The organism is Chloroflexota bacterium (assembly GCA_016235055.1).
Classification (GTDB): domain Bacteria; phylum Chloroflexota; class Anaerolineae; order JACRMK01; family JACRMK01; genus JACRMK01.
Map to the genome: position 1 here is coordinate 1 of JACRMK010000059.1, position 17,192 is coordinate 17,192.

Consider the following 17,192-nt stretch of genomic DNA (forward strand, 5'->3'; position numbering starts at 1 on the left):
GCGTTGGCTCGATACCAAGCGCTTCCAACTGACACGCTTTCTCCGGTTCATCCGGCGCGAACTGGAAGCGATCTATGGCGTCGTCAACGTCATTCACGCTACCGTCGCCCCGCGCTTATGAATTTTGGATCTACTGAGTCTGGAGTTCGACTGTTGGGATTGGGGATTGGGGTTTGGCGTTTGGGATTTGGAAGTTGGCCGTTGTCCTTTTTGTGTTATACTTTCGCGCAGCCACGTGTGTTGAAGAGGTTACCGCGCATGATCCAGCCACAGGCCGAGCGCATAATCGCCAACGTCGAGCGGGTGATCGTCGGCAAGCGCCCGGTCATTGAATTGATTCTAATCGCCATGCTGTGCGAGGGCCACGTCTTGATCGAGGACGTGCCGGGCATCGGCAAGACCACGCTCGCCAAGGCGATTGCCCGATCGTCGGGCTGCTCATACCGGCGCATCCAGTTCACGCCGGATCTGTTGCCATCGGACGTGACCGGCATCTCGTTCTACAACCAGAAGTTGTCCGAGTTCCAGTTCCGCGCCGGGCCGATCATGGCGCAGATCGTGCTGGCCGACGAGATCAACCGCGCCACGCCGCGCACCCAGTCGGCGCTGCTGGAAGCGATGGAAGAGCGGCAGATCACGGTGGACGGCGAAACGCGGCCGCTGCCGCGCCCGTTCGTGGTGCTGGCCACGCAGAACCCGATCGAGCTGGAAGGCACGTTCCCGCTGCCCGAGGCGCAAGTGGACCGCTTCCTCCTGCAGATCAAGCTCGGCTACCCGAGCGAGGCCGAGGAAAACGCGATGGTCACCCGCTTCGAGCAGAGCAACCCGCTCGACACGTTGGCCGCCGTCACCGATGCCGCCGAGTTGCAGCAACTGCAGGCTGAGGCGCGCCGTGTGCGCGTCGAGGAGTCGGTGCGCCATTACATTGTGGCGATCGTGCGCGCCACCCGCGACCACCCGGCCGTGGAGCTCGGCGCCAGCCCGCGCGGCTCGCTGGCGCTGCACCGCACCACCCAGACGCTGGCCGCCCTGCGCGGGCGCGACTATGTCATTCCCGACGACGTGAAGTATATGGCCCCGTACGTGTTGACGCACCGCGTCATCATCAGCCCGCAGACGCGCCTGCGCGGCCGCACCTCCGCCGAGATCCTGCGTGAGATCGTCAACACCGTGCCGGTGCCGGTCGAGCAGTAGGCTATGAGCGTCCCCCAGCCCGACGCCGAAACACCTCTCCAGAAAGTCGCGCGGAGCATGGGGCAGAGCGACCGCCTCGCATGGGTCATGAAGCGCGCCGGCGAGCAGCGCACGGCGATGTTCAACGAGTCGTGGATCGGTCTGGCTGTGCTGCTGGTAGTCGCCGGGTTGCTCGCGCGCCAGAACTCGCTGTCGCTGTTGGCTGCTCTGCTCTTCGTGATCGTCGGGATTTCATGGGCGTGGAACCGGCTCGCGTTGGCCGAGGTGGAGTACGAGCGGCGCTTCTCCGAGTCACGCGCGTTCGCCGGCGAGACGGTCGAGCTCGCCATCAGCCTGACCAACCGGAAATTCGTGCCGCTGGCCTGGGTCTATATGGATGACCGCGTGCCGAACAAGCTCGACGTGCAGAACGCGCGTCTCGGCGCATCGGATCAGCAGATGCTCGACTCGCTGGCGCATCTCACAGCCGCACGCTGGTTCGAGCGGGTCACCTGGCGCTACCCGGTCCACTGCCGCCATCGCGGTTTCTACTTCCTCGGCCCGGTGCGCGTGCGCTCGGGGGACATCTTCGGCCTGTTCAGCAGCGGCATCACGATCGCCACGCTCACCCGGCTGATCGTCTACCCGCGCCTGATCCCGCTGCCGGAGCTCGGCTTCCCCGGCAAGCACCCGTTCGGCGAGCGTCGCGCGCGGCAGACGCTGTTCGAGGACCCGTCGCGCACCGTCGGCGTCCGTGACTACCACCCCGACGACCCGTTCCGGCGTATTCACTGGAAGGCCACGGCGCGTCATAGCCAGTTGCAGGTGCGGGTGCTGGAACCGTCGGTGGTGCCGCAACTGGCGGTGTTCCTCAACGTCAGCACGTTTGAGAAGCACTGGCACGGCACCGACACGGCTCTGCTGGAGCGCATGATCACGGTCGCCGGGTCGATCGCCGACCACGCCGTGCGGCAGCGCTTCGCCGTGGGGCTGATCGCCAACGGCAGCGTGCCCCACTCCGACCAGTCGCTCAAGGTCATGCCGGGCCGCGGCCCCAACCAGTTGCTCAAGATCCTGGAAGCGCTGGCGGCGATCACCGGGTTTTCGACCGCCAACTTCAGCCAGATGCTGCTCGTCGAATCGTCGCGGCTGGCGTGGGGCGCGACGATGGTCGTCGTGTCGTGCGTTGTCAACGATGCGCTGCTGGGCAGCCTGGTGCGGCTGCGCGACGCCGGGCGCCGCGTGGCGCTCGTCTCGCTGGATAGCACCTTCAACGGCGAAACGATCGAGGGCATCATCGTGCACCACCTCGACCCCGATCTGATCGACGTGGAAGACCCCGGCGTGTGGGCGGAGTTGGAAGACAGTGAGCAGTGAACGGTGAACCGTGAACAGTGGCGAGGCGCCAGTAACCAGTAGGCAGACGAGCGAATGATGGTCACGCGACACCCGATCCCTGCTCCCTGATCCCTGAAACCTGATCCCTGAAACCTTGCACGCGATGACCGCAACCTCTGCCATCAACTGGCGGGACTATATCAACCCGCGCTTCGAGCTCGTGCTGCTGCTCTCGGCTGTCTTCGAGATCAGTTGGACGTACGGCTACTTTGCTATCGCGGTGCTGGCGCTCACGCAAGACCAGACCATGCTGTCGCCATTCGTCTACGGCGGGCTTTTCCTGCTGGCGCTGTACGGCTCGCGCCTGCTCTTGAACATGCGCCTGGAGAAACGGCCGCAGCAGGCCGGCATCATCGCGCTGGCCGCGGCGTCGGTGTTGCTCGGCATCCGCGGGACGCTGTACCCGCAGGCCGGCCTGCTCGACCTGGCATGGCTCGGCGAAACCGTGTCGGCGCTGGGGCGCTTCTTTATCGCCTTCTCGGCAACCGGTTTGATGGCGCTGTGCGGCATGTTTGCCTGGTGGCGCGGGCTGGCGCTGTCGCAGGCGTCGTTCGACTTCGAGAGCGTCGGGTTCCGCTTCCGGGGCGGCGTCCTGCTGATTTCCCTGCTGGCGCTCATCAACACCTGGTCCGGGCGCATCGACATGACCGGCATGCTCACGACCTACTTCATGTGCGCATTGCTGGCCGTGGCGCTGGCGCGGCAGGAAGACATGGGGCGCACCGATTCGCAGGTATCGCTGCCGCTCAAGGGGCCGTGGCTGGCGATCCTGGCCGGCTCCGGGCTGGCGGTGCTGGCCCTGGGCGCGCTGCTGGGCGTGGCACTGTCGCCGCAGGGCATCGCGATGATTGCACGCTGGCTGAGCCCGCTGTCGCCGCTGCTGTTCGTCTTTCTGTATGCGCTGCTGTTCGTCGCCGCGTTGATCGTTGAGTTGCTGTTTGGACTGATCTCCATGGTTTTGAGCGGCCTGGGCGGGCGCGGCAGCCCGTTCGACGGATTCAAGCCGGCCGCTCCGCCGCCATTCGAGGTATTGCAGCAGAGCAACGATCTGAACGCGCTGGCCGCCTATCTTGACCCATTGCGCACCGCTTGCGCGGCCGGGCTGTTTATCGGTATGCTCATCATGCTGGCGCTGTCGCTGAACCGCCTGCGCGGGCGGCCGGCGCGCACCGGCAACGAGGTGCGCGAGAGCGTGCCGGTCAGCCTGGACCTGAACCCGTTTCGCCGGCTGCGCGACTGGCTGCGACCGCCGTCATTCGATTTTGGCGCGGACAATGTGGAGTCGATCCGGCGCATCTACGCCAGCCTGGTGCGACTTGCCGCGCGCCGGGGTTTCCCGCGCCAGGACGCCGAAACGCCTTATGAATTCGTCACCGACTTGCGCGCCGCATGGGCCGCGACTGAGGCGGAGGAACGCCTGATCACTGACGCGTACGTGCGCGTCCATTACGGCGAGCACTCGCCCACATCGGACGAAATGCACCAGGTGCGGGCCGCGTGGGAACGCATTAAGGCGCAGAACCAGGCGACTGCCAAGCCGAAAACCTGACAGGATGACAAGATGACACGGTGACTCGGTGACATGGTGAACAAGCCGCTTTGTTGCGGCGGCACCTTGTCACCCGGTCACCTTGTCATGCTGCCATCGCTTCACACTCAACGGAGCATTAATGACCCAATACATCTTCGTGACCGGCGGCGTCGTTTCGTCGCTCGGCAAAGGCATCTCCGCCGCGTCCATCGGGCGACTGCTCAAGGCGCGCGGCGTCAAAGTCTCGATCCAGAAGCTCGACCCGTATATTAACGTGGACCCGGGCACGCTCAACCCCTACGAGCACGGCGAAGTGTTCGTGACCGAAGACGGCGCGGAGACCGATCTCGACCTCGGTCACTACGAGCGCTTCACCGACGAGAACATGGGTAAGGTCAACAACGTCACGACCGGCCAGATCTACCAGGAGGTCATCGCGCGCGAGCGGCGCGGCGACTACCTCGGCAAGACGATTCAGACTGTTCCACACATCACCTCCGAAATCAAGCGCCGCATCACCGCCGTCGGCAAGGTGACCGAGGCGCAGGTCGTGCTGGTTGAGGTCGGCGGCACGGTGGGCGACATCGAGGGGCAGCCGTTTCTCGAAGCGATCCGGCAGATGCGCCATGAAATCGGCCGCGAGAACGTGCTCTATATCCACGTCACGCTGCTGCCGTACCTCGGCTCGACCGGCGAACTCAAGACCAAGCCGACGCAGCACTCCGTGCGCGACCTGCGCGCGCTCGGCATCCAGCCGGACGTCATCGTGCTGCGCTCGGATTTTCCGGTGTCGGACGGCATCAAGGACAAGGTGTCGCTCTTCTGCGACGTCGAGCGCCGCGCGGTGGTGCCGCTGATCACGGCGCAGTCCATCTACGAGGTGCCGCTGATGCTGGAAGCGAGCGGCCTCGGCGAGTACGTCGTCGAGCGGCTGCGCCTGCCGAAGCGGGAGGCCAATCTCGACCAGTGGCGCGAACTGGTGCAGGGACTCAAGACGCCAAAGGAGAAGGCGAGGGTCGCCATCGTCGGCAAGTACGTGGAACTGGCGGACGCGTACACCAGCGTGCGCGAGGCGCTGGTGCACGCAAGCCTGCATAATTCACGCGATGTGGAAATCCTCTGGGTGCAATCCGAGGACCTGGAGCACACGGATCCATCCGAGCGCCTGCGCGGCGTGGATGGCATCGTGGTGCCGGGCGGCTTCGGCTATCGCGGCATCGAGGGTAAAATCCGGGCGGCGCGGTTCGCGCGCGAGCGCAAGGTGCCGTACCTGGGGCTCTGCCTCGGCCTGCAAGTCATGACCATCGAGCTGGCCCGCCACGCGCTTGGCACCGATGCAGTCAACTCGACCGAGTTTGACGAGCGCACGCCCAACCCGGTCGTCGCGCTCATGCCCGATCAGGTCGGCGTCAACGAGATGGGCGGCACGATGCGGCTGGGCGCATACCCGTGCGATTTGCAGCCGGGGACGCGCGCGGCGGCGGCCTACGGCCAGGCCGCGATCAGCGAGCGGCACCGGCATCGCTGGGAGATCAACAACGAATTCCGCGAGACACTGTCCGGCGCGGGCATGCAGTTCAGCGGTCTGTCGCCCGACGGGCGGTTGGTGGAAATCGGCGAGCTGCGCGAGCACCCGTTCATGGTCGGCAGCCAGTTCCACCCCGAGTTCAAGACGCGCCTCGACCGTCCGCACCCGCTATTCCGCGCGTTCGTCGAGGCGGCCGTCAAACAGCAGGCCGGCACGGCGCGCCATTAACGCGGGAGAGGACGCCAACACCCATGAAGGTCGAACTGCACTGTCACACGCTCGTATCCAAAGACTCGCTGATGAGCTACGACGCGATCATCCGGCGCGTGAAGGAAGCCGGGCTCGACGCCATTGCCATCACCGATCACAACAAGATCGACGGCGCGCTCGAACTGGCGAAGCGCGCGCCGTTCCCCGTCATCATCGGCGAGGAGGTGCGCACCAGCGAGGGCGAGATCATTGGCTACTTCCTTAAAGAGTGGATCCCGCCGAAGCTCACGCCGGAGGAAACCATCCGCCGCATCCGCGCGCAGGGCGGGCTTGTCAACATCCCGCACCCATTTGATTCGCTGCGCAAGTCGGTCATCACGCGCAAGGCGCTGTACCGTGTGGCCGATCAGGCCGACATGCTCGAAGTGATGAACGCGCGCGTGCTCAAGACGGTCGAAAACGAGTACGCGCAGAAGTTCGCGCAGCACATCGGCAAGCCGGCCGTCTGCGGCAGCGACGCGCACATCGCGCGCGAAGTCGGCCGCGCGACCGTCGAGATCGAGTCGGTCGCCGACGCGCCGTCGTTCCTGGCCGCCCTGCCGCGCTTGACCTGGCACGGCAGCGTGTCGCCCGCCTGGGTGCACGGTTTCAGCACGGTCGCCAAGTGGCAGAAGAAGCTGACCGGCCAGTACGACAAGTAGCGGGGCGCATGCCATGACACGCATCGGCGAAATCATCGAAACCAGTTCCACGGCCGTCGTCGCGGAAAGCGTCGAATTGAACCAGGCGCCCGCGCTCGGCTCGCTGTGCGAGATGCAGAGCCGCGACGGCCGCACGCTGTACGCCGTCGTCTCGTTCGGGCGCACCGCCGGCTTCGATCCGGGCCGGCGGGCCGTGCGCCGGGGCAGCGACACCGTCGCCGATGCCGAGCTGTACCGGCAGTCACCGGAGTTGAACCGTATCCTGCGCACGGAGTTCAGCGCGGCGCTGGCCGGCTGGCAGGAGCCGGGCGGCCGCATCTGGCAGCGCCTGCCCCCGCAGCCGCCGCCGCTGCACTACTCGGTGCACGCCTGCCCGCCCGAAACGGTGGCGCGTTTCAGCGAGTCGCTCGGCTACCTGCGCCTGCTGCTGAACAGCATGGGCGACCTGTCGCCCGACCAGTTGATTGCAGCCAACGTGCGCGCCGTATACGCGGCGCGCGGCGACGACGGGGACTGGCTGGCGCGCGCCGGCCGCGAGGTGGCCAGTCTGCTCAAGAACGATTACGACCGGCTGATGACGGTCTTGCAGGCGATTGAGCCGTAAGCTCACTTTGGTCGATTGTAGTTCGAACGCACGGCGATCCAATTGCGAGAGCGCTTTCGGCACCGTCCACTATTTCTGGACGCCAGTGAACGATTCATTTCAGCCTGGCACACAGGAGCGACACGTGAACCGGAAGATCCTTGCCATCGTCCTGGGCGTGTGCGCCATTCTGACCTGCGGCGGCATCGCCTGCGCCGCGGCGCTGGGCTGGCAGCTTGCGAACAACCCTGACTGGCGCTCGGCCTTTGAGCAGTTCCAGGGTGACATGGCGAGCATGATCGAGCTCCAGCAACGTGTGACTCAGGAGTACGGTGCGCAGGCTGTATCAGTTAACCTGATGAACAGCCGGGTGCTGGTCGTGACTTTGATCAACTCGCCGTTCAGCGGACTGCCCGATGCCGAGCAGCGCGCCAAAGCACGGGAGATTGCCGGCTTTGTGAACGCACGGTTCACCGGCAAGTCGCGTATCGAGACCATACGCATCTCGTTCGCCGAACAGGCGCAAATCGGCCCTGTGAGTACGAACCAGTTTCGGGCCTACGATATCGATGTGCGAGACCTGCGTTGAAGCGCAACAAAGGAGATAATCATGCCCCGGCCAACGACTCTCGCTCCGACCGATTTCGACACTGTCTATCGGCAACTGGCGGCCATCTTGAGCCTTTACGCAAAGGGATCGCTCACGGCCAAAACCGATGCGCGCATTAGCTACAGTCTCACCGGCCCGGCCAACGAAGCCAGCAAGGGACGCGAGATCTGGTTCGGCGCCGTGCGCAAGGGCAAGGCGTATGTCTCGTATCACTTGATGCCCGTGTACGCCTGCCCCGACCTGCTCGACGATCTCTCGCCCGAACTGAAGAAGCACATGCAGGGTAAGTCGTGTTTCAACTTCAAGCGCGCTGACCCCGCACTGTTCAAGGAACTGGCCGCACTGACCAAGCGCGGCTACCAACGGTTCCGCAAGGCGAAGTTGATCGGTTGACCACAGAGTGTCATGACGACGGCATCCGCACGCAACTCGCCGCTCGCGACGACGGAGGAGCCACAACCTTGACCGAGATATTGACCGACCTGTCCCGCCCCGCCCTAATCCGCGCCTCGCGCTTGAATATGGAGGCATATTTTCGCCAAGTGGGCCGCGCCCCGGCGACTGAGTACTTCGAGGGCGACGGCTTTGTGCGCTGGCGTGCGCCCATGCCCTACCCGTGGTTCAATGGTGTGCTGGTCACACGACAGCCTGACGCCGGCGCCGAGCAACAGATTCGCTCAGCGCAAACATACTTCAGCGCGCAGGGAGTACCAGCCATAACCTGGTGGATCGCTGAAGGCCTCGACCCATCGGCATGGCATGGCCTGCTGATTGCACATGGCTTTGCGCTGGATACCGATACACCGGGCATGGCGGCCGACCTCGCCCAACTGGTTGAGCCCTCACCGGTATCCGGCCTCGACATTCGCACCATCCGCACGACCGACGAGATGCGCGCCTGGGCGCACACATTCGTGCTGGGATATGAGCTCCCACCAGACTGGGAACCGCACGTGGCTGATCTGGTGATCGGCATGGGTCTTGATCTGCCGATGCGCTACTACCATGCCTTCTTGAATGGCGAACCGGTCGGCACGGCGGCGCTGTTTGTTGGCGCGGGTGTGGCGAGTGTCCAAATGGTCGCGACGATCCCGACCGCGCGCCGTCTCGGCATTGGCGCGGCGGTCACGGGCGCGCCGCTGACCGACGCGCGCGCGCTTGGCTACCGAGCCGCGATCTTGCAGTCATCGCACCAGGGCTTCAACGTCTACCGGCGCATGGGCTTCGAGCACATCTATAATCTCGAAGACTACTACTGGTCGCCCGCGCAACCGGCGTGAGCGCCCGGGGAGTCGACCGATGGCAGCCGCCGCCCGTGTGAGAGTCGCCTGCGCTGCCTGTAATTTACAGAAAGGTCCGTATGTCTAATTCGTCCGCATTGCCGCCCGATACCCTGAACGAGATCGGCGTGCTCAAGCGCCGCGAGATCGAAGCGCGCATCGTCGCGCCGCTGGTGGACGCGCTTGGCGCGGAGTTCGGGCGCGAGCGCGTCGTGCAGATCGTGCGCGACACGATCATCCGCATTGCCCGCGAGCAGGGCGCGCAGCGCGCCGCCGCGACCGGCGACAATTCGCTGACCACGTTCGCCGGCACCGGCAGCGCCTGGCGGCAGGGCAACGCGCTCGAAATCGACGTGCTGGCCCAGGATGACGGCCGCTACGAGTACAATGTCACGCGCTGCCGCTACGCCGAGATGTACCGCGCGCTCGGCATCCCGGAACTCGGCTTCATGCTCTCCTGCAACCGCGACTTCTCGCTGATCGAGGGTTTCAACCCCGACGTGGAGTTGACGCGCACGCAGACGATCATGCAGGGTGGAACGTTCTGCGACTTCCGTTACAAACTAGCGCAGGCCGCCCGCAAGCCGTAGGCGCAAGCCCGGCCGGGAGCGTTACGCTATGAGCGAGCCCACGCCCACATCGCCGCTGCGCGAGGTGATCGCGCTGTTTCTGCGCCTCGGCCTGACGGCGTTCGGCGGCCCGGCCGCGCATCTCGCTATCTTCCGCGATGAGGTCGTTACCCGCCGCCGCTGGATGAGCGAAGACGAGTTCCTCGACCGGATTGGCGCGGCCAACCTGATCCCCGGCCCGACCTCGACCGAAGTCGCCATATACATCGGCTATCGCCGGGCCGGCTGGCGCGGCCTGGTCGCGGCCGGGCTTTGCTTCATTCTGCCCGCGACGCTGATCGTACTGGCCTGCGCCTGGCTATACAAGCAATACGGCACGACGCCGGCCGCCAGTTCACTGCTGTACGGCATCAAGCCGGTCATCATCGCCGTGATCGCGCAGGCGATCTGGGGGCTTGCGCCGCGCGCAATGAAAACCCCGTTGCTGGCGGCTATCGGCGTGGCCGTATGCGTGCTGTATTTCCTCGGCATCAACGAGCTGGTCCTGTTGTTCGGCGGCGCGGCCGTGATGCTGGCCCGCTGGGGTGCGCGGCGGGCGTGGAGTGGCGGCACGACACCGGCGCTCGTTCTGTTCGGCCTGCCCGCGCTTGCGCGCGTTGCCATCGAGATCGTGCCCGTCTCGCTCGACACGCTGTTCCTGACGTTTCTCAAGATCGGCGCGCTGCTCTACGGCAGCGGCTATGTCCTGCTTGCGTTCCTGCGCAACGACTTCGTCGAGCGGCTTGGCTGGCTGACCAACCAGCAACTGCTGGATGCCGTCGCCATCGGGCAGTTTACGCCGGGGCCGGTGTTCACGACGGCGACATTTATCGGCTACCTGGTGCTCGATCTGCCTGGCGCCTTCGCGGCGACAGTCGCGATCTTCCTGCCCTCGTTCATCTTCGTCGCGCTGACCCAGCCGTTGATCCCGCGCATGCGGCGCTCGGCGCTGGCCGGCGCCCTGCTGGACGGCGTCAACGCCGGCGCACTCGGACTCATGGCCGCAGTGGCGGTGCAACTGGCGCAGGCGGCGATTGTGGACTGGCTGACGATTGTGCTGGCCGTGGCAGCCGCCATCCTGCTCGTGCGTTTCCGCGTCAACTCGACGTGGCTGATTCTCGGCGGTGGGCTGGCCGGATTTGCGTTCCGCCTGATTGCTGGATAGCGAATCCGCATGCGCCTGCACGCCAATCAACGTCCGTTATTTTGGTATACTTCGCGCCAAACGCACTTCCAGGTTCGGTGGCCCTGGCCGATCACTCAGGGCGATTCAAAAGTACCTTGACAAAGCGTGCGACCGTGCCCTGAGCGGCACAGGACGCCGTCGAAGGGCAGGCAAATGCGCGCGCCTCGACCCCGTCCGCGACTCGCCCCGCGCCGTCGCTTTTTCATCATGCACCACGACCACGGAATGGCCCTGAAGGCGGGGGCTTCGGGTTTGATCACGGCACCTCTTTGCATTACAATGACATGCAAAGGAGTACAGGATGTTATGGAAAACCAATTGACGTTGCGACTGCCGGCTGAACTGGCTGTGCGGCTCGCCCGCGCCGCCAAGCAGCAACGACGCAAGCGCTCGGCGGTCGTCCGCATCGCGCTGGAGCAATACCTCTCCGTTGAGACGGACGACCGCCCTATTGAGCGGGTGCGCGATCTGCTCGGCAGCGTCGAAAGCGGGACGCCCGATCTGGGCCAGCGGCACCGCGAATACCTGGTGAAACGGCTCAAGCGTGGCCAGTGAACTGCTGCTCGATACGGGCGCGTTCGTTGCGCTGGTGGATCGCAGCGAGACGCGGCACGCCGATTGCGTCGCGGCACTGGAGGCGTGGTCCGGGCCGATCGTCACGAGCGAGGCGGTCCTGACCGAAACCCTGGTTCTGGTGGGGCCGCGCTGGGAAGGCCAGCGGGTGTGCCTCGAGTTCTTTGCGCGTGGCGCGTTTCTACTGGCGCCGTCATCGCGACAGAGCCTGGCGCGCGTGGCCGTACTGATGAAGAAGTATCAGGACCTGCCGATGGATTTCGCTGATGCGACGTTAGTCGCGCTGGGCGAGGAATTGGACACGGCGCAGGTGTTCACACTCGATCGCCGTGGCTTCACGGTCTATCGGCTGCGCGGGCGCACGCCGTTTCAGATTGTGCCGTGAGGGAGAGCGTCTGGGACGCGAACCCTTTGGAACACGAAGGGCGCGAAAGCACGCGAAAACCGCGAAGGCACGCCCCGCACACGCACGCGCCCCCGCGACAACGCGCATCCCCTTTCGCGTCTCTCGCGCCGTTTCGCGTCATTCGCGGTCCAAACTACTCCTCCCGCCCCATCCGGTACTTGATGTCGTAATTGATGATGAAGTCCAACTCCTCACCATTGAACCCGTAGTGTGTCGCCAGCACGCGCTCGATGTTGTCGAAGATACGCCGCCCGGTTCCTCGCCTTGATCTGCTCAAACGCTGTGGTCAATTCCTGATCCGCTGCGCGCATTCTCAGTTACCCAAGCCATTCGCCAACGTCCGTTTGTCCATTTGGGCCTCGTCCGTTGCCGATGTTCATGCCGCATACATCCTTACTTAGTCTCCCGCACCGCGTTCGTCATCATGCCACTACGTCGTGATCGGCAGCACGCCCTGTCAGTCTATCGCGGCCTCATGGCAGCCGCAGCACGCACGTCACCGTCGGTCCCGTACCGAACTCATCCACGCCCGCTGCCGCCAAGATTTGGCCTGGTAAGTGGGCGCTGATATGACACCACGGCCGGTCACTCTTGTTGCTGCTGGTGATCGTAAAGCGTGCCGTTTGGTAGCTATGCCCCGTGCCGAATTTGTCTCCGTCCACGCCCACCGTGCCCCGAAGTTTTCCCACCACGTCGTCATCGTATTCGATGAGCGCGCCCCGCGAGACGTTCTCAACCGAGTACCGCACGGAGTAAGTCTTCGGCACCACTGCTCCCAAAAGGCCGCCACTGACCAAAACGACTACGATGACTACAACACACGCGCATAGCCCAAGAAACACACCGCCTGCAATCGTAAACATCAACCGCTTGTCCATGGTCTGCCTCCTATGGTCCGTCTCCAGTTGTCCGCCTCGTGCCGGGACGGTTCGTCTATACCGCTTATCCGTTTCCTCTGTCTGTTCGTCCGGGCGATGCGCCCTGGCGTCTTTCCTGTGCCCGCGCTGCAAGCGCGGAGCGAGGCGCAAGCTTTGCCGCACAGGGCCAGTCAAAGCGCGTCCTGCCACTTAACTCCCGCTATCCGCTGTCAGCTTTAGCGCTTTCACCCTCAGCGCGAATACTTTGTAAAACTGTTCTGCCGCTGATGTCAGCCACGATTTCAACTCTTGCCGTTGAACGGCATCGTAGATGGAGCCATCCTTGTATGCGACAATTCTGCATGCGGTCTTTCCTTCAAGGCGTTGCCATTCAACATCATAGCCCAATTCCTTCTCGATGGCTGCTTTCTCTTTCTCCAATAGATCAAATGCTTGCTTCGCTTGCGCCCCCTGCAAATACAGCTCGCAGCCGACTCGCTCAACCCGTGTGTTGACGGTGAGTGACAGGTGCATATTGGCTCTGCCGATGGCAATCGGATACCATGCCTGAGGCTGCGGCTTCTGCAAACGTAGGGAAGGATTACTCACCTTGATAGTTTCACGCACTTCTTCCCAGAATTGTTGCTGGTCGAGTTCGGTTGACGTCGCGCCTACATCCTTTGATTCCTGCACAGCCTGTGCCCACACATTCGGACTGCTGACCACTTTGAATTGCGGCGCAGGTGGCGAGTCGGCGATCTTGATGCCAAACACTTCCAGTCCGAAGAATCTGACGATCTGGTTCTCATTCAACCAATCAATCGCCTGCCGATGCTCGTCCCTGAATTCCTCAGATATCCATACGACGGTCTTGGCCTTGAGGCCCGAGGCATACGTAATCAACTTGCCGAGATGGTCATGGTCGGTCGGCTCAAATTGATTCTCGATGACCACTAAATGGTCCTCTTCGCCTGTCACGCGGCACAGGATGTCTGCTTTGAAAAGCCCCACGTTCTTTTCAGTCTCAACCAGCTCAAGCTCCCCTTCATTGATGGTCTCAGCTAGCAATTCCAACCCGTCTGCGCTCGCCAGCCATGGCGTGAAATCCTTTGCCTCGTCAGGCCAAAGGCCGCGTGGCTCGATTGTTTCAACTTTGCCCAACTTCATTCTCGGTGCCTCCTATGCCAGTGCTGACGCTTCCATCAGCCGGGTTGCCCTACTCCGCTGCGTCACACCTTGATGCCGCGGCGCGAGTCGCCGTCCCGTCCGTTTGTCCGTCGCTGCACCATGGCCTCAAGCCAGAGTGCGTCTATCGGTCGGTGGCGCAAAGCCACCGACTAGCATCCGTTGTCACTCCTCCTCCGCCTCCCACCCCATCCGGTACGCACACCGCGCGATGTCGGAGTTGATGATGAAGTCCAACTCCTCCGCCGTGAACCCGTAGTGTGTCGCCAGCACCCGGTCGATCTCGTCGAAAATGGCATTTGAACATTGGGGATGATGTATTGGACTTTCATGACCTTGCCTTGAATTATACCCATCCCGCCTCTGCATTTCCAGCGCCGGACACGGCCCCCGCGACCACCGGTCGCGGCTACACGCCCACTGTTCACTGTTCACCGTTCACTGTTGACTGCCGGCTGGCGCCTGCCTCCTCTTGCTCTTTGTCCACAGCGGGCATAAAATCACGGCATGCCAAAACTCGTGTTAATTGACGGGCACTCGCTCGCCTACCGCGCCTACCACGCCCTGCCGCCGTCCATGCAGACGACGAAGGGCGAACTAACGAACGCCGTCTACGGCTTCGTCAGCACGCTGCTCAAGATCATGCGCGAGGAGCAGCCGGACTACCTCGCCGTCGCGTTCGACGTCGGCCGGACGTTCCGCGACGACCTGTTCACGGACTACAAGGGGCATCGCGAGCGCATGCCCGACGACCTGGCGTACCAGATCGCGCGCATCGACGCGGTCGTGCGCGCCTTCGGCCTGCCGGTGCTGACGCTCGACGGCTACGAGGCCGACGACGTGCTCGGCACGGCGGCGCGGCTGGCGGCGAAGCAGGGCGCCGACACCGTCATCTACACCGGCGATACCGACGCGTTTCAACTGGTGGACGCACACACGACGGTGGTCGTTTCGCGCCGGCAGTTCGGCGACCTGGCCGAGTACGACGAGGCGGCGGTCAAAGAGCGCTACGGGCTGGCCCCGCGCCAGTTGGTGGACTATCGCGGGCTCAAGGGCGACACCTCCGACAACATCCCCGGCGTGCCGGGCATCGGCGAGAAGACGGCGACCGACCTGCTGCAGAAGTACGATACGCTCGACGGCGTCTACAAACACCTCGACGAGGTGACGCCCAAACGCGCCAAGGAAGCGCTGGCGGCCAACGAAACGCAGGCGCGGCTCTCGCACAAGCTGGCGCAGATCGTGACCAATGCGCCGCTCACGCTTGATCTGGCCGCCTGCCGCCCCGGCAGTTACGACATGGAAGCAGTGCGGGCGCTGTTCCGCGAACTGGAGTTCCGCAGCTTCCTTGAGAAACTGCCAACGGAGAAATCCCAAACTCCAAATCCCAAGCCCCAAGCCGTAAGCGCGGAAGAGCCGACGAAGGGTGAGGCAAAAGACGAAGCGGAGATGGCGACGACGCCGGGGGCGATGCCGGCGGCGAACGACTATGCCACCGTGCGCGATGCGAAAACGCTGAAGAAGGTCGTCACGCAACTGAAGAAAGCGAAGGCGTTCGCAATTGACACTGAGACGACCAGCCCCAACGCGTTCGAGTGCGAACTGGTCGGCATCTCGCTCTCCGTCCGCGAGGGGCAGGCATGGTACATCCCGGTCGGGCACGCGCGGCCGCAGCAGGAATTGCTCACGCTGGATGGCGAAAGCGATGACGATTTTCGCAACATGCCGCTCGACGAGGCGCGCGAACTATTGGGGCCGGTCTTCGCCGACCCGAAGATCAAGAAGTACGGGCACAACATCAACTTCGACGCGCTCGTGCTGGCCGAAGCGGGCCTGCCGCTCGACGGCATCGCGTACGACACGATGGTCGCCGCGTTCCTGATCGACCCCGGTTCGCGGCAACTCGGCCTCAAGGCGCTCGGCTTCAACCGGCTCGGCCGCGAGATGACCGAGATCACGACGCTGATCGGCAAGGGCAAAGAGCAGATCACCATCGGCGCGGTGCCGATCAGCCAGGTCGCGACTTATGCCTGCGATGACGCCAACGTGACGTATGCGCTCGTCAACCGGCTGACGCCCGACCTGAAAGCGCGCAACGCCTGGGAACTGTTTACAACGCTGGAGATGCCGCTGGTGCCGGTGCTGATCGCCATGGAGCGCGCAGGCGTCACGCTCGACACGGCGTACCTGGCGGCGATGAAGGACGAGCTCGAAAAGCGGCTCGACCAGATCCAGCGCGACATCTACCGCAGCGTCGGGCACGAGTTCAACCTGAACTCGACCCAGCAACTCGGCAAGGTGCTGTTCGAGGAGTTGCAACTCGACGCGAGCGGCTCGCGCAAGACCAAGCAGGGCGGCTACTCGACCGCCGTCGAAGTGCTGGAGCAACTGCGCGGCGCGCACGCGGTCGTCGATCTGCTGCTGGAGTACCGGCAACTGGACAAGTTGCAGTCCACGTATGTCGAGGCGCTGCCTGTGCTGGTCAGCCAGAAGGACGGCCGTCTGCACACCTCGTACAACCAAACCGGCGCGGTCACCGGCCGCATCAGCAGCAGCGACCCAAACCTGCAGAACATCCCAATTCGCACGGAACTGGGGCGCAAGGTGCGCCGCGCGTTCATCGCGCCGAAGGGGCACAAGCTGATCAAGGCCGACTACTCGCAGGTCGAGCTGCGCATTCTGGCGCACATGTCGCGCGACCCGCGCCTGCTGGAGGCGTTCCAGAACCAGGAAGACGTGCACATCGCCACAGCCGCCGCGATCTTCGGCGTGCCGGTCGGCGAAGTGACCAAGAACATGCGCGCGATCGCCAAGACGACCAACTATGCGATCGTGTATGGCATCAGCGCGTTCGGGTTGGCGGCGCAGACCGACCTCTCGCAGAAAGAGGCCGACCAGTTCATCCGCAGCTACTTCGAGAAGTACCCGGGCGTCAAGCAGTACCTGGACGACACCAAGGAGAAGGCGCGCACGATCGGCTACGTTGAGACGCTGCTGGGCCGCCGCCGCTACTTCCCGGAACTGCAATCACGCGCGGGCAACTACAACATGCGCGCCGCCGCCGAGCGCATGGCGATCAACGCGCCGGTGCAGGGCACCAGCGCCGACATCATGAAGATCGCGATGCTGCGGATCGCCGACGCCCTGGCCAAGCGCAAGCTGAAGAGCCGCATGATCTTGCAGGTACACGATGAACTGGTCTTCGAGGCGCCGGACAAAGAGGTGAAGGCGGTCGCCGCGCTGGCGCGCGAGATCATGTCGGGCGCATACGAGCTCGATGTGCCGCTGGAGGTCGAGGTGAAGGCCGGGCCAAGCTGGGATGAGTTGGAGGATGCGTGAGCACTGCGATGGCGGAAGCGTAGG

Annotated in this window: 17 protein-coding genes; 14 read left to right on the plus strand and 3 right to left on the minus strand. The window is 64.0% G+C overall.

The window, feature by feature from the left end; all coding sequences use genetic code 11:
• The first annotated feature begins 258 nt into the window (after positions 1–258).
• The 13 genes from HZB53_15115 (at position 259) to HZB53_15175 (ending at position 11,766) form a co-directional block, all read left to right on the plus strand.
• Positions 259–1,194 carry a MoxR family ATPase gene (locus HZB53_15115; GenBank protein ID MBI5878979.1) on the plus strand — a complete coding sequence of 312 codons (936 nt, stop codon included), beginning with the start codon at positions 259–261 and terminating at the stop codon, positions 1,192–1,194.
• 3 nt (positions 1,195–1,197) lie between these two features.
• Entirely contained in the window at positions 1,198–2,550 is a 1,353-nt protein-coding gene (locus tag HZB53_15120) for a DUF58 domain-containing protein (GenBank protein ID MBI5878980.1), read from the plus strand.
• A 124-nt stretch (positions 2,551–2,674) separates the two neighbouring features.
• Positions 2,675–4,120 (plus strand): DUF4129 domain-containing protein, encoded by a 1,446-nt coding sequence (locus HZB53_15125; GenBank protein ID MBI5878981.1) that lies wholly within the window; start codon positions 2,675–2,677, stop codon positions 4,118–4,120.
• Between the two features lie 121 nt (positions 4,121–4,241).
• Positions 4,242–5,858: a CTP synthase gene (locus HZB53_15130; protein ID MBI5878982.1), complete on the plus strand. Its 1,617-nt coding sequence runs from the start codon at positions 4,242–4,244 to the stop codon at positions 5,856–5,858.
• A 23-nt stretch (positions 5,859–5,881) separates the two neighbouring features.
• Entirely contained in the window at positions 5,882–6,541 is a 660-nt protein-coding gene (locus HZB53_15135; GenBank protein MBI5878983.1) for a PHP domain-containing protein, read from the plus strand.
• A 13-nt stretch (positions 6,542–6,554) separates the two neighbouring features.
• Positions 6,555–7,145 carry a hypothetical protein gene (locus tag HZB53_15140; GenBank protein ID MBI5878984.1) on the plus strand — a complete coding sequence of 197 codons (591 nt, stop codon included), beginning with the start codon at positions 6,555–6,557 and terminating at the stop codon, positions 7,143–7,145.
• A 124-nt stretch (positions 7,146–7,269) separates the two neighbouring features.
• Positions 7,270–7,713, plus strand: a complete 444-nt coding sequence (locus HZB53_15145; protein MBI5878985.1) for a hypothetical protein — start codon at positions 7,270–7,272, stop codon at positions 7,711–7,713.
• A 21-nt stretch (positions 7,714–7,734) separates the two neighbouring features.
• Positions 7,735–8,127: a hypothetical protein gene (locus HZB53_15150; GenBank protein ID MBI5878986.1), complete on the plus strand. Its 393-nt coding sequence runs from the start codon at positions 7,735–7,737 to the stop codon at positions 8,125–8,127.
• 68 nt (positions 8,128–8,195) lie between these two features.
• A complete protein-coding gene (locus HZB53_15155; protein ID MBI5878987.1) occupies positions 8,196–9,014 on the plus strand; it encodes a GNAT family N-acetyltransferase in 819 nt (272 codons plus the stop codon).
• Positions 9,015–9,142: 128 nt separating this feature from the next.
• The gene (locus HZB53_15160) at positions 9,143–9,604 is read left to right on the plus strand and encodes an L-2-amino-thiazoline-4-carboxylic acid hydrolase (GenBank protein ID MBI5878988.1); all 462 of its coding nucleotides are present in this window, start codon (positions 9,143–9,145) and stop codon (positions 9,602–9,604) included.
• Between the two features lie 28 nt (positions 9,605–9,632).
• The gene (gene chrA / locus HZB53_15165; protein MBI5878989.1) at positions 9,633–10,787 is read left to right on the plus strand and encodes a chromate efflux transporter; all 1,155 of its coding nucleotides are present in this window, start codon (positions 9,633–9,635) and stop codon (positions 10,785–10,787) included.
• Positions 10,788–11,114: 327 nt separating this feature from the next.
• Complete coding sequence (locus HZB53_15170) at positions 11,115–11,363, plus strand: ribbon-helix-helix protein, CopG family (GenBank protein MBI5878990.1); 249 nt, start codon at positions 11,115–11,117, stop codon at positions 11,361–11,363.
• Complete coding sequence (locus HZB53_15175; protein ID MBI5878991.1) at positions 11,353–11,766, plus strand: PIN domain-containing protein; 414 nt, start codon at positions 11,353–11,355, stop codon at positions 11,764–11,766. Before HZB53_15170 ends, HZB53_15175 begins: the two co-directional genes overlap by 11 nt.
• A 154-nt stretch (positions 11,767–11,920) precedes the next feature.
• Here the strand turns inward: HZB53_15175 and HZB53_15180 are convergent, their stop codons facing one another.
• The 3 genes from HZB53_15180 to HZB53_15190 all read right to left on the minus strand — a co-directional run bounded on the left by HZB53_15180 (position 11,921) and on the right by HZB53_15190 (position 13,811).
• Complete coding sequence (locus HZB53_15180) at positions 11,921–12,064, minus strand: hypothetical protein (GenBank protein MBI5878992.1); 144 nt, start codon at positions 12,062–12,064, stop codon at positions 11,921–11,923.
• A 196-nt stretch (positions 12,065–12,260) separates the two neighbouring features.
• Complete coding sequence (locus tag HZB53_15185; GenBank protein MBI5878993.1) at positions 12,261–12,665, minus strand: hypothetical protein; 405 nt, start codon at positions 12,663–12,665, stop codon at positions 12,261–12,263.
• A 189-nt stretch (positions 12,666–12,854) separates the two neighbouring features.
• Positions 12,855–13,811, minus strand: a complete 957-nt coding sequence (locus tag HZB53_15190) for a DUF4268 domain-containing protein (GenBank protein ID MBI5878994.1) — start codon at positions 13,809–13,811, stop codon at positions 12,855–12,857.
• A 525-nt stretch (positions 13,812–14,336) separates the two neighbouring features.
• On the opposite strand from HZB53_15190, the gene polA reads away from it, so the two are divergent.
• Complete coding sequence (gene polA / locus HZB53_15195) at positions 14,337–17,168, plus strand: DNA polymerase I (protein MBI5878995.1); 2,832 nt, start codon at positions 14,337–14,339, stop codon at positions 17,166–17,168.
• Positions 17,169–17,192: the final 24 nt, after the last annotated feature.

Excerpts from the sequence above, each read along its gene's own strand:
- HZB53_15190 (MBI5878994.1), bottom strand. The coding sequence starts at position 13,811 with ATGAAGTTGGGCAAAGTTGAAACAATCGAGCCACGCGGCCTTTGGCCT.
- HZB53_15170 (MBI5878990.1), top strand. The coding sequence starts at position 11,115 with ATGGAAAACCAATTGACGTTGCGACTGCCGGCTGAACTGGCTGTGCGG.
- HZB53_15140 (MBI5878984.1), top strand. The coding sequence starts at position 6,555 with ATGACACGCATCGGCGAAATCATCGAAACCAGTTCCACGGCCGTCGTC.
- HZB53_15130 (MBI5878982.1), top strand. The coding sequence starts at position 4,242 with ATGACCCAATACATCTTCGTGACCGGCGGCGTCGTTTCGTCGCTCGGC.
- HZB53_15135 (MBI5878983.1), top strand. The coding sequence starts at position 5,882 with ATGAAGGTCGAACTGCACTGTCACACGCTCGTATCCAAAGACTCGCTG.
- HZB53_15120 (MBI5878980.1), top strand. The coding sequence starts at position 1,198 with ATGAGCGTCCCCCAGCCCGACGCCGAAACACCTCTCCAGAAAGTCGCG.
- HZB53_15185 (MBI5878993.1), bottom strand. The coding sequence starts at position 12,665 with ATGGACAAGCGGTTGATGTTTACGATTGCAGGCGGTGTGTTTCTTGGG.
- HZB53_15150 (MBI5878986.1), top strand. The coding sequence starts at position 7,735 with ATGCCCCGGCCAACGACTCTCGCTCCGACCGATTTCGACACTGTCTAT.
- HZB53_15125 (MBI5878981.1), top strand. The coding sequence starts at position 2,675 with ATGACCGCAACCTCTGCCATCAACTGGCGGGACTATATCAACCCGCGC.
- HZB53_15115 (MBI5878979.1), top strand. The coding sequence starts at position 259 with ATGATCCAGCCACAGGCCGAGCGCATAATCGCCAACGTCGAGCGGGTG.
- polA (MBI5878995.1), top strand. The coding sequence starts at position 14,337 with ATGCCAAAACTCGTGTTAATTGACGGGCACTCGCTCGCCTACCGCGCC.
- chrA (MBI5878989.1), top strand. The coding sequence starts at position 9,633 with ATGAGCGAGCCCACGCCCACATCGCCGCTGCGCGAGGTGATCGCGCTG.